The 14,306-nt window shown below is 44.5% G+C and carries 2 protein-coding genes; both read right to left on the reverse strand.

The features are described 5' to 3' along the window. Nucleotides 1-65: 65 nt before the first annotated feature. On the reverse strand, nucleotides 66-6,638 hold the full coding sequence (locus tag CFE23_RS01335) for a choice-of-anchor D domain-containing protein (protein WP_291082893.1): 6,573 nt from the start codon (nucleotides 6,636-6,638) through the stop codon (nucleotides 66-68). A gap of 334 nt (nucleotides 6,639-6,972) precedes the next feature. Further along, nucleotides 6,973-14,058 carry a choice-of-anchor D domain-containing protein gene (locus CFE23_RS01340; protein WP_291082896.1) on the reverse strand — a complete coding sequence of 2,362 codons (7,086 nt, stop codon included), beginning with the start codon at nucleotides 14,056-14,058 and terminating at the stop codon, nucleotides 6,973-6,975. Nucleotides 14,059-14,306: the final 248 nt, after the last annotated feature.

Here is a 14,306-nt window from a genome sequence, read left to right on the forward strand (position 1 = left end):
AAGTATGTCAAAATAAAAAAAGCACCCTCTTCAGGATGCTTCTTTAACGATGATGTGTTTTTAGCTTATCTGATGATGATTTTTTTAGCCAATGATCCAGTCGATGTTTTTACCTTCACAATGTAGGTGCCAGCGCTATAACCTTTGATCGGGAATTGAATATTTTGTTGATTTTCATTCTCGATGTTCCAGGCAGCAATTTGCTGTCCTAAAATATTAAATAGCATTGCAGATTCCACTACAGTATTCAAAGCATTATTACGGATTGTTAAAATTTGATCGCCATTCGTATAGGCAACATTAATTTTGTCTTCAACAACAGGATTATTCGTACTTAATGGATTCATAAATCTTAAAGAGAAACGCTCATTATACGTGCCAGCATCGAGAGTAGTTTCAAAATCACCATCTTTGATATTGTGGTAAGAACTATCAAGTGCATCAAATATAAACACATTCTGATTTTCGGGTAAATTTTCTACGCCATCCAAAGTGAAGGATACCGGACTTGCAGTATCAGCGGTCACACCAAGTGGATAAATGGCGGTATTGGTAAAACTCCCTACCCCTTGAACAATTAGATTGCCATCAGGTGTTTTGAAATACATATCACTTGGATTGGAATCAAAATTAAGTGCATCATAACCAAGGTCAATACCATCGGTCGCGTATTCATTCATAAATCCAATCAATACCTGACGATGCGCATCAACATTATTATTAAATCCTAATCTTATTTTAATAAAATTATCTCCATTATTTACAAGTGGGGTGTTTTCATTGTTATAAGGCTCATCTCCTGATTGTGTGCTATTTGCATTTCTCAGCAGGGAATTGCTATTGCTTGCATTTTCTTTTACGAATGCACGCTGACTGTTTTTAAAAGTAATGTTTCCACCCGTTGTGCTTCCCTGAACAAAGAATCCCTGACCTACCGGAATATAGTCACCGGGAGGCGTGTTGGCCGCCCCAACTTGTCCGCTCGTACCTGTGGCAGCATTAAGAGGTGCTACGCCACCAACAAGGCTATAAACGCCATACCCACCAATGTAGCTCGCGTAGACATGTGAATTGTTTGTTGATGAATGCTCCCAAAAATATAGTGGTCCGGTAAGGGCGCCGCTCGTGCCTGGATTTGCTGATGGACTTGAAGCAGGAAGATTATCCTTGATAAATTCAGAAGCGCTGATCGCACTTGGGTAAGGGTTACCAGACAAATTCAAATTACTGGCTGATATTGGCGAAGTAATCGTTCCGTTATTCGGTTTTCCAACAAATACGTAGTTTTGGTTCGAAGTGGAAGCGTTAGACCCTTTTAGCGTGTAACCCTGACCTGCACTAAGACTTCCATTTTCACCTACATAAGACCAGTTGGCATAAGCAATACCTAAGTTTTGGTATTTGTAAACCCATGCGCGGCTTAGTGTAATCGGCGTAGTATTTCCTGGTGCATCCTGGCTATCAGTCCATGAGATATTGGCAGGGGTGGTAGCTGTGCCGTCTTTCATTACACCAGCAATTGTATAGCCGTTATTAACAGTAGAGCTGGAGATGGTACTTACAGGGGAAGACCAATAATTATAGTTGTATTTAATCTTGGTACCTTGTTGGTCTCTTTCAATAGATCCGGTCGTTGTTGACGCCAGGTCACTGTTAAGACCCTGCACCAATTGAGATTTTCCAGTCAAATCGATGGTGCCCTGCAAATCCAGGTACCAGGAGTTTTCTATTTTATTATCGTTATTTACAGTAATCTTTTTACCGGCATCAACAATTAACCCAACACTGGTAAAATTATTAGCTACTGTGACATCGTGCTTTACCTGAACGATTGAATAGTTATTGTCTTTAATGTCAGGTCCATAAATGAAATTTGTTGCATCGGTTAAAGCAGAACTATCTAATATACCAGCTTGTCTCGTTTTAAACGGCAACGGTGTATTCTCTGTCTTAATGTATTTGACGTTGTAGATTTTACAAAAAGTGCTGCTGGTGCCATTATCCGTTCCGGAGATGGTAAAGTCATCGGTAACATTACCTTTATAGTCGTCTAACCTGTAGTATGCTTTTAAATTAGACCAAGTAGACGATTCAATATTCTTCGGAATAATAGCTCCTCTAATGGCAGTTCCATTTTGGGAAATCTTCTGATAAATCATTTTCTGTAACTGGTCTTCCGTAATGGCGGTATTAAAAACGCGTACTTCATCGATATACCCTCTAAAATAGTTGGTTGATGCACTTGATTTTTTAGCCATTGTAAATTTAGTAGACGTTGCTCCAAGACTGCCGGTAACTGCGGTAGTTTGTCTTAAAGTTCCATTGACATACAATTTTAATGTGCCGGCACTGTCGTAAATCGCTGCGATATGATACCAACGGTTTAAATCCAATGCGGTAGTCCATGCTGCGCTGTAAGATCCTGCGACTACAGAAACGTTTCTGGTAGCACTTCCCGTAATCGTTATATAGAAATTATCCTGACCCAATACAATTGTAGGTGTCGATGGGTAATAGGTATCTAATTTTATCCAACCCATGATGGTGGCTTTAGACAAGCCGCTTAGAAGCTGGTCTCCCTCTGCGTAGTCATTCCTTCCATCAAAATCGATAAGTAAAGATTTGTCGACAATATCTCTTGGCGAGCCAATTGATACGGTACTTCCGGTTGATACGATATTGTAACTGTCGAAAGCATCTAAGATACCATCTTTATCAACATCGGCTGTGCCATCTACTTTTCCATCATTATTCGAATCAAGACCCGCATAAAGTGTTCCCGCGATATCTTTAGCAGACCCATTGGAAGTCAGATCAAGATAATCTGGCGTACCGTCACCGTCTGTGTCAGTTGGAAATGCCTTAAAAGTGGTTCCATAGGAAGAAGAGTCATCGTTTAAATCTAATAAACCGTCTCCATCTGTGTCAACGCCGTCACCTTTACCATCTCCATCAATATCCCCGTCTCCGGTGTAAGCGCCGCCCGTATTGTTCAAATAAAAGGTATCGGCTTGTGCTTCGTCTATGTCAAACTTAGTATCGTTATCGCTGTCATAATCCATGAAATCATAAATCCCGTCTCCATCTGTATCCTGTACAAAGGAAGTGTAGTAATTGCTGATATAGTCTGGATCGATGTTGTCGTTTAATCCATTTTTATTAACGTCTACCCATTTTGTGTTATCGGCAGTGTCTATTCTACTTTTGTTATTGGTGTAGGCTTTGAAACCTGCTTCAACAGAATCCGGAATACCGTCGTTATCATCATCGAGATCAAACATATCTGCTTCGTCATCGTGATCCATGTCACAATATTTTTGCGATACGGTGATATCATCGATTGCGATATCGTTACCCAATCCTCCCGGAGCATTATTGATAAAGGTAACTTTAAATTCTGTTTCAGAGGTGGTAAATGTAAGCGGGTATCTTGTCCAGTCGGAAGCAGTTGCCGTTCCTGACGGGCTCGGAGGGATGTTTCCTGTAGAAAGCGATGTGATCAGCGTATTATCACTTACTTTCCTGATTTCAACCCTTACGTTTGGCCTGATACGGTTGGCTACGTCAGTGGCATCCGACCGGTCTAAGTTAATAGCGTAAAAGCTGAAGGTAACCTCTACATTTGGTGTAACACCTGAAATCGTATTGGTGTAAAATTTTTCCGGCGTGAAATTGGCATTAAACATAGCCATTTTTCCATTGGTATCTCCGGTGTGATCAGCACCCCTGTACCAATATTCGCTTGCCCAGGTTGTAATCTGAGCACTATTGAATACCGTGTATTGACCGTCATCCAGGCTTGTGGTGCCATAGGTATAGGTAGTGCCGGCATCGGCATTGTTCGCGTCAATAGTTGTTCTGGCGGTACCCGTTCCAAATGTTTCATTCAGGAATACTTTTGAAGTCGTTGTGGAAGTGGTAAGCAATGCACAAGCCGACTGCTCCATCGTGTCCAGGATACCGTCATTGTCATCGTCCACATCATTGTCATCTGTTACACTGTCAAAATCTGAATCGGCATAAGTATTTCCATCGCCTTGGATATAGAACACATACGTGCCTTCATTGGCGTCATTATTGTTGATCGTAACAATCGCTGACCTTGTTCCTGTTCCACTCGGATTAAATGTGATTGTCATCGTGGTGGATCCTGTAGTGGTCGGTAGTGCAGTGTAGGACGGAGCGGTTGTCAGGGTGAAATCCGATGCATTGGTTCCTGTGATGGTCACGGAGCTAATTGTCAATGTGGCGCCGCCTCCTGTATTTTGAATGGTGAATGATTTTGCAATTGTTCCATTGGTAACATAAATACCGCCGAAATTCGTTCCTTGTGCTATGGTTGGGTAATCAAACATGTTGATGTCAACCAATGGCGATCCGCCCTGTACATTTATTTCGCGCGAACTGGTACCAACCGTTCCGGTAACTCGGATATCAAAAGCACTTTCGTCCGTATCGTTACAATTGATTGTGAGGGTAGCAGTTCTTGTTCCGGCCGAACTGGCGGCTGGATCATAAGTAATCGTAAAAGTTAAAGAGGTGCCAGCTGCTATAGATGTTCCTGCTCCGATACCCGATACAGCATAATCTATATTTGTAGTCTGAGTCGTGCTGGTATTGGCAACATTGACACTGCCAATGGTCAATGGACCAGTTCCTGAGTTTGTGATGGTGAATTCCCTGGTAATATAGCCAACAGTGAATTGCTGCCCAAAATCTGTCCCCGTGGTAGAAGAGGCTGCAGCGTTGTCGGTGATATTCGCAGCAGGGTTTCCGCCTGTTACAGCGATTTCAGGGTTTGTTCCTGTTCCTGTAATATAAAAGGTATAGCTTCCTTCATTTGCATCTGATGTAGTCACTGTCACCATACCTGTAACCGTTCCCACTGTAGTCGGGTCAAATTGGATCGTAAACGTTGCTGAGCCACTTGGTCCAATTAAATTTAAAGGACTGATGGGAATGGTAGATGATGACACACTAAAACCAGTTCCCGAAACCGCTACGGTAACGCCTGTTAGGTTTTGCAATAGTGTAGCAGAGTCATTCTTAATGGTATATGTTTTTGTAATGGGTGTATCGAGTGTGTTAAGCGAGCCGAAGTCGGTATTATAGCCTGTACTTGCTGCTGCATATAATGGGATCTCTACAGATCCGGAGCTATAAACGCTGACATCAGCAGCGGTTGATGCGCTATACGTACCTTTAATGTCAAATTTAAAAGTTCCGGCATCACTTGCGATATTTACTGTGGTCGTACGGGTGCTACCGGTAGAAGGGTCAAATCTAATCGAAAAAGTGGTCGACGCACCCACAGCAACCGTCGAAGCAGGGTTTACTGCGACTGCAAAATCACCAGCGTTTCCTCCAGTTAGGGAAACACCTGTTATGGTAAGGAGTCCTGTGCCTGTATTAGTTATTGTGTATGTTCTGGTTATTGATCCTGTTGTGATTTGCGTGCCATAATCGCAACCATTGGCAACGGTAGCAGAAGCAACCACCATATTGTTTGGAATGGTAGTAGGGACAGAGGGTCCGCCCGTTACCGCAATAACAGGAGCTGTGCCTGTTCCTTGTAAAGAAAAATTGAAAGGATTTTCGTCAGCGTCGTTTGTGCTGAAGCTTATTGCCGCCGTTCGGGTTCCTGTACCGGTTGGTAAAAATCTAATTACCATTGTTGCTGTACTACCTGCAGCTATTGAAGTGCCGGGTGAAGTCAGTACGGTAAACTCAGACGCATTGGTTCCTGAAAAAGTTGGTGTACCCAGTGTAAGCGCAACGTTTCCGGTATTCATAATGATAAACTCACTAGTCAGGGCGCTTCCTGTATTAACAGATCCAAAAAGATTGCCTTCCGATGCAGTAGGAGTGTTATCTCCATCCACGAGGTTGGTTCCGTATGCGCTGAAAACATTAATTTCAGCAATACCATAAGTGATTAGCAACTGGCCATTTGCTCCGCTACCTCCTGCAGAAGTACCGCTGGTAGTCCTAAAAGCACCACCACCACCACCACCTGGGATTGTTCCGGGAAGACCTGTTCCTGTAGTTGTAGATCGGCCGGCGCCGCCGTTTCCACCTCCAGAAGGAGCTGTAGCCCCAGATGCGTTTGTGGCTGCAACACCATTACCATTGGTACTACCTGATGCACCGCCGCCGCCGCCGTAACTGCCGGATTGGCCATTTGCCCCAGCACCTCCTGCACGGTTAAAAAGACTTCCGCCTGATGCAGCGCCTCCGGCAACACCATTGTTTACGTTGTCACCAGCACTTAAGCCTCCGTTAGCGACTACAGTGGTGCTATTGAATGTTGTATTTCCACCTGAAGCCGTCGTGGTGCTTCCACCACCCACCACAATATTGTAGCTCGTTCCGGGCGTAACTGTCATTACATGTTTAGAATAACCACCCGCTCCGCCGCCGCCGCCGCGTCCTGTTGCTGAAACAATACTGGCACCGCGTCCACCGCCGCCCCATGCTTCGATTGTTAAGCTGGTAACGCCAGCTGGAACTGTAAATGTCTGAGTAGCACCTGCCGAGGTAAAGTTGTAGGTAGCAGTGTTTTGGGCACTGGAATTCTGGAGGAACAAGATCGCTCCAAAAAATAAAAGCAGGGTTTTAAAATTGTATTTTGTCTTCATCGTAACAGATTTTGATTTGGGATTAAAATCTGGGGCGAAAGTAGACTGTTAAAATTAACATTTAAAAAATACTCGTTGACAGGTATTTTTAATCGTTAAAATGCACGTTTTTTACTGTTTAAAGTGAAAAAAAAAGGGCGTTTTTCCATCATGCTCATTTTCGGCTGCAATGATTTGCTTAGCGCGCACAAAATCAGGGATTTGTGGGTTTTCAATTTCACCGAAACAATGCTGCAATTCACCGCAATTTTACCTTTCAATTTAGTTGTTTTCTTACAAAAAAAAGTGGCCAGAATAACTGACCACTTTTGGTTGTAAATCAGGAAAATTTACATTATTTCACGACAATCTTTTTACTGAAATTTCCCGTTGAAGTGTTGATTTTTACAATGTAAGTTCCAGCCGCGTAGTTGCTGATTGGAATTTGCAATAAGCCATTATTGTTGTCCACTGTATCCCAAACCTGGAGGCTTTGCCCAAGTACATTGTACATCGTAACACTGTTTATCTCAAACTTGTGTGTTTGGTCCTGAATGTTAATCGTGTTATTGCTGTTCGTAAAACCGATTAGCGGACCGGTTGTTTGTTGATTGTCAGTTCCTAAAGTAGTATTTACAAATCGCAATGAAAAGCGATCGTCATAAGTTCCCTGTGCGAGGATGATGTTAAAGTCGTTATTTTTAATATCATGATAGGACTGGTCTTCAGCGTCGTAGATGTAAACGTCCTGATTTGGATCAAAGTCATTCATTTCGTCTATACCGAATTGGACCATACCATCAATCCCGGCTTTTACTCCCAATTGGTAGATGTTTGCTTCGTTGAAGAAGCCTTCTCCCTGAATAAGCAGTTTCACGCCATTGTTTAGGAAATACATGTCGTCAGGAAGTTGATCAAACATGACGGCATCGTATCCTGGATCAATGGCGCTGGATGCGTTTTCATTCATGAAGCCTAACAATAGCTGTCTGTGGTAATTCGTTGCAGAGTTGTATCCAAGGCGGATTTTTGAAAATGTGGTCTGAATGTTGTAGCTGTCATCCTGATTCGAAATGCCATTGTTGTCCGCAGGAGTATTGGCTGTATTTGTTTGGTTCGCATTTCGGAACATCACGTTTGATGAGGTACTGGACTCTTTTACAAACAAGCGTTGATTGTTGTCAAATTTTATTGTACCCCCTGTTGTATTTCCTACTACAAAAAATCCTTGTCCCACCGGAATGAATCTTTTTGGTATACGGGTACTCGAGCCCAAGCCACTGATGCCAACCGGACTTACTGGCGGAGTTCCCCCCGTATTGGTCAATGCTGCGTATCCGCCCTGATATTGGGCATAAACGTGTGTATTATTGGTGGAATAATGTTCCCAGAAGTACAACGTCCCGTCAATCGAACCTAGGTTATCATTGATGAATTTTTGTGAATCCAGCGATGAAGCATATGGGTTTCCACAAAGGTTTAGGTTACCAGCGGCAATAGGAAGTGTTACCGGTCCATTATTTGGTTTTCCGGTGAAAGCGTAGTTTTGTGTAGCTGCTGCCACACCGCATCCTTTCATAGTAAATCCTTCTCCAGGGAGTAACGTGCCATTTGAGCCTATATAACCCCAGTTTGCATAGGCATTACTCAAGTTCTGGAACTTAAATATCCATGCGGAAGACACAGTGATGGGATTGGTTGGCGCCCCGTCCTGGCTGGCTGTCCAATTGATATTCTTGATGTTATCAGGATCGGTAGCATCTTTAAATACCTCGGTAATCGTATATCCTAGATTGTTTGCAACGGTACTCGGAGCACTAACAGGAGAAGACCAGTAGTTATAATTGTACAAATTGGTCTGTCCTTGCTGGTCTCTTTCAATAGTTCCGGAGCTCGCCGGATTTAAGTCACTGCCAAATGACTGAACCAGTTGGGATCTCCCGACCAAGTCAATTTTGCCATTGAGGTTCAGATAATGCGACACTTCAATTTTGATATCATTATCTGCGGTTATTTGTCCGCTTTGCATGTCAAGGCCAAGCACGACTTCATTCGAAGTTGAAGTAATGTTGTGGGTTGTCTGAACAATGTTCCAACCAATTCGGGTGGTGCCGTCGACGATAGAATAGCTGTAGGGAATGTCCTGGACATCGCTGTTTTTCCAGGTAGCATCACTTGACCAGTCACCATTTGCCGCTGATACGTAGGGAAGAGGAGCAGTTTGGTAGTTCACGGTTGAAAGGTTTTTAATGGCGGCAGTGTAGTCGTTATCGGACATATCTTTTGCATTCGTATAGGTGTAAGTAGACATTGGATAGTAGGCTTTAACCGTTGACCATGGGATGTCTTTTACTTCATTTAACGTGATGGTTTGCGGTAAAATATTTCCGTTTACGGTGCTGTCAGAATGTTCTAACAACTCCTGATTCATCACATAGCGCAATTCGGCTACACTTAATGCAGTACCCCAAACCCTCACTTCATCAATGGTACCATTAAAAAACGAGGTTGTCGCCGTGCTGCCGGCGCCGGCAATGATAAATGACTGCGTGCTGGACAGTACCGGGAGCAACGGTGCGGTTACATCCAGTACGCCATCGATATACATTTTAGCATTTGTTCCATCAAAAGTTACGGCGATGTTGTGCCATTTGTCAGTTGGAATAATTACAGAAGAGGTAATCGTTTGTTTTGTACCATTGATCCAGCTCATCTCAGCATAGCCGCCGCTGTTGATCATTAAGTCGTAACCCGCGGTAAAAGTGCTGTTTCGTTTTGACAAGATGGTCCTGCCAGCGGTATTTCTTTTGACCCATGCCGATACGGTGAAATTGGTGTTGTCAAGATTCAGTACATTTCCAGCGTCCATATAATCATCGACTCCATCAAAAGTGACCGATCTTACAAATGTCCTTTCAGGTGCATAACCGAACGTAATGTAGGTAGTCCCGTTGAAATCATAGGTAGTCTCTAATTTTGAGCCGTTGGCGCGCATGATCCTATATTCAGCGGTAGGGCTGAAGATAGGGCTGCTTGAAATAAACATCAGGAAGTCCCCCGGAGGTGTAATGGTCGAAGTCAATAGGGTAGAAGGTACTGACACAGTAACAGTTTTTACATCACCGCCATATTCGATTACTTTCCAGGTCCTGCCAATAGAAGTGAAATCTACCTGGGTTGTTAATCCGGAAATACCGGAACTCATGTTCACCAAAATTGGCGCTTGTGCTCCCAAAGTTCCGTTGTTACTTCCCCAAATTAAAAAGTCCTTATCGGTATCGAATGTACTTGTATTGTCGGAGTTTCTCGGCTGAATGTTTGTTAACCCCATTGTAACGTCATTTGACGTATTTTCAGTTTTTGACTGTTTTTGGTTTAAGCCAGATTTGTCATCCCTTCCAATCGCAGCGATGTTATAGTTAAAACCATTAGATGCCGGAAAAATCGTGTTGCCATCAGAATCTACATAATCCTGGCTTACCCCATTTACTCCTAACGTGATGCCGTATTTAATCGCAAGATATGATTCGATCTTGCTTTTATCTGCTGCCGAATTCAGGCCGCTGTAATTGATGATTTCAAGGATGTCACCATCGTAACTGGCATCGTAAAACTCGCTTCGGCCGAGCCAGTATCTTGAGTTTATGATGTTTTTATATGTTCCTGTATTTACTTCTATTGTGCTAAGGGTGTTGCCGTTGCAAAGCAGCATCATTCTATTCAAAGAACTTTTTCTTGGGTTGAAGATGTTTACGCCGGAATAAGTCTTCGTGGAATTTAATTCGCCGACACCGTACGAGGTATTTGCAGCCTGGTTATAGGCAACGAGATCATTTCCTCCTGAAGCATTATACCTGGCAGAGGTGTTTCCCATTTGAAAACCGGTGACATCCTGGCTGTTTTTATTGACGGTAACGTCATCGCCACAATAAATATCCTGTGCACTGGTCAGGTAAGAAATTGCATTGGTTGGTTTCAGCACCACAAACATATCCTGATGGTTGAATCCCTGGCTGCCCGACATGGTGTTTGATCCATTAAAGTGAATCACCGGATTAAAATTAACGTTACTAGAAGTATTGTTCCTGAATTTTGGTTCTTTACCAAATTTAGCAAGCCCGTCTTTTGTACTTCCTGTGGTCTGGTCGTTCCAGATGTTAATTGTTGCTTCATCTGAAACGGCGCCAATTTCACTGTCCGCTTTCAACCAGAATTTAAGGTTTGAGGTGACACCACCCGGCGCGGTTGTTAATGCTGCCAGATTTTGAACCTCCGCTTTTACGACAAACGTATAGGAAGCTTTTGTGGAAGGACTGTTTGCATTGCTGGTAATGGTTACGGTCGCAGTTCGTACCCCAATCGCGGTTGGTGTGAACGTAACAACGAATGAGTTTGGTGTTCCTGAAACCACCGTTACATTGTTAAGCGGCGTGATTGTAAAGTCCTGTCCTGCAGTTATTCCTGTGGAAGCTACCGTCACGCTCGTGCTTCCAAACGAATATACGTTGAACGGAATTGCAATTGGTGTGGTTAGGTCGGTAATCCCGAAATCCGTCTGGTCTGTAATGTTTGCTGTCGTTGCGCCATCTTCAATCAGTACTTCATTTCCTTGAATACCAATGTCCCTGCCGCTCACTGTAGCATTTGCAGTGATCGTAAAGTCGTATGTACTTTCATCGGTATCAGTGTTTCCAATGGTTACAATCGCGACAGCACTTCCTGTCGTCGTTGGGGTATACTTTATGGAGAAAGTTGTACTTCCACCGGCTGCAATAGTTCCACTTGGCTGTGTTGCCACGGTAAAGAATCCACTGCCGGTAAGGACAACAAAGTTCGGACTGTTTGTGAGTGTTAGCGGACCTGTTCCTGTATTTTGAATGGTATAGGTCCTGGTAATGCTGCTGCCTATCGTAACGCTGCCCATATCGGTGTAATTCGACGTCTGGGTTAAGGCACTTCCATCAGGAATATCTGTTGGCGTAGCACCGGCTCTGATGTTAATTTCCGGACTTACACCGGTACCACCAGTCCCGCTGATATTAAAATTGAATGGATTTTCATCTGAGTCATTTGTTACAAAAGACACATAGGCATTTCTAACGCCGACCGCAGTTGGTGTAAATCTGATTGAAAATGTGGTCGAAGCGCCGCTGGCAAGTGTTGCAGCAGGGGAGGTGACCAATACAAATTCGGATGCGTTCGCTCCCGAAATGGTAAAAGTTCCAATAGTCAGCGATAAGGAACCGATATTCTGAATCGTGTAGGTCCGCGTCAAAGGAATGAGTACGTTAGAAGTTCCTAAGTCGGTGTAATCGGTCGTCTCGGGTGTGGTATCCTCGTCTGCAATGTTGTAACCGTTTCCTGAAACTGCAATTTCCGGCGCGTTTACTGTAGCAAGCACACCAGTCCTTGGCGAAGTTGTACATCCTCCATTCGATACTTCAATATAAAATGTCGTTGAAGTAATGATATCAGGTGTGGTAAATGTTGTTCCTGTTCCTAATGCTGTACCTCCGGTTGCTGCCGCGAACCATGAGATGGTTCCAACAGAAGCGGTTGCTCCAAGGACAACTGGTCCCGATCCAGTCCTTGATCCCGGCGTGGTAGTCAAAATGACTGGCAAAGCATTGCCTGTCACAGCAAGCGTTCTGACCGGACCACTTCCGCATCCTACAGTAGGTGTTACAGTAATATTTCCGGAACCGCTGCCCACAGTAACTGTAATGGCATTTGTCGTGCCGCCTGAACTTTGTGTCCAACCGACTGGAAAGGTCCAGGTGTAACTGACACCAGAGACTGCTGTTACGCTGTAACTTTGCAAGGTCCCCTGGCATGCAGAAGTTGGTCCTGTAATGGTGCTTGGTTGTGCCGGAGCAGCTGAAGCGGTAACCGCTAATGTACTGGCGGATGAGGTTCCACATGAGTTTGTGGCCGTTACACTTATATTGCCTGAAGCGCTTCCAGCGGTTACCGTAATAGCGTTTGTATTTGTTCCACCCGTCTGCGTCCATCCTGATGGCAAGGTCCAGTTATAAGTCACTCCTGCTACATTGGTGACGGCATACGACAGAGACGTGGCACCAACACATGGAGCGGTATTTCCTGTAATTGCTGAAGGCTGAACAGGAGTTTGGATCGTCGCTACAGCAAGTGTGCGTGCTACCCCTGTGCCACATGCGTTTTGCGGAGTCACTTGTACATTTCCAGAGGTGCTGCCTACGGTAACAGTGATCGAATTTGTTGTGCCTCCTCCGGTTTGTGTCCATCCTGCAGGGAAGATCCAATTGTAAGTGACCCCTGCAACATTCGTCACGGAATAGGTCAAAGAAGTGCCTGAACATGGGGTAGTATTTCCAGTAATGGAACTCGGCTGTGCCGGAACGGCATTAACAGTAATGACGGCAGTATTATTGGTGCTGATCGCTGAACTGCAAATACTTGGAGACGCCCCGCTTGCAAGTGATGTTATGGTAACGGTCGTGGCACCCGAAGTCGCCAATCCCGATGTTGTAAATGAGCCTGTTCCTGCGGTTGTAACGGTCATGGTAGCCGTAGCACCAGTAGCCGCATTGGGCGCGGATAAATTGTATGTTACAGTGTAAGTGCCTCTTGGCAAACTGGTCGCCGAGCCGGTTAAATTTACGGTCGCGGTACCGCCCGCACATATCGATGATCCTATTGATGTGGCTGTGAGGCTATAAGTTGGGCAGGCATAGGTAATGATGACTTTACCGTCTGCGCCGCTTCCGCCGTTTCGATCGGTGTTATTTCCGGCTCTTCCGCCCGCGCCTCCGGCGCCAACTCCTGTGGCACTCGCACCGTCTCCGCTAGCTGTTGATCCGTTGGCGCCTGCGCTCCCTCCGGTTACCGCAATACCTCCGGTAACTGTAATTGCTGCGTTTCCATTCGAGGCTGTTCCGGCACTTCCGCCGCCGCCGCCAGCAGATACTCCTGCAAGGACTCCAGTACCTCCATTCCCTCCATAGAAATTTACGGTACCACCCACATTACCAGTTACTGGTGCTGTGGCACCTGCCGCTGTGTTAGAGTTTGTAGTTGATCTCGCGCCGCCATTTCCGCCTACGGCAAGTAAGGTTGTTGTGGATCCAAACCAGGAGGAACCTCCATTGGCTCCGGCTGTCAAAGCCCCGATGCCTCCGGTTCCCACTGTTACCGTGTAAACCGTTCCGGGAACTACTGTAATAGCAGTGTTTTTTGCATAAGCGCCGCCCGATCCACCGCCACCCGCTGAGGGGTTTCCGGTTGCGGCTCCACCGGCTCCACCGCCACCCCAGGCTTCCACCTGAATTGAGGTAACACCAGCCGGAACTGTGAAAGATCCTGAGGTTGTAAATGTTTGCGTCTGCGCAAAACTTAAGGCAGACAGGAGCAAGCAGGCTAGTAGGGTTAGCCTGCCCATTAGTAGGGTAGTTTTTTTCATATCCTTTGGGGTTAGATATTAAAATATGTATTTATTCTTTTTCAGAGAACTGCGATAAAACTACTATTTTATTTCCTAACACAAAAGCTTTTCGAAGAAAAATTTTAACAAAAAAATCGACTAAGTGTTTTTTATCGTCGCCAAAGTGCATAAAATAAGGAATTTTAAGATTTTTTTAACAAGGATATTTTTTGCAAGTTTTGGTAGCTTTTTTTCTAAAAATCAGTCAAAATTTGCTTTTCCTAAAA

The organism is Flavobacterium sp. BFFFF1 (assembly GCF_002256285.1).
GTDB lineage: Bacteria > Bacteroidota > Bacteroidia > Flavobacteriales > Flavobacteriaceae > Flavobacterium.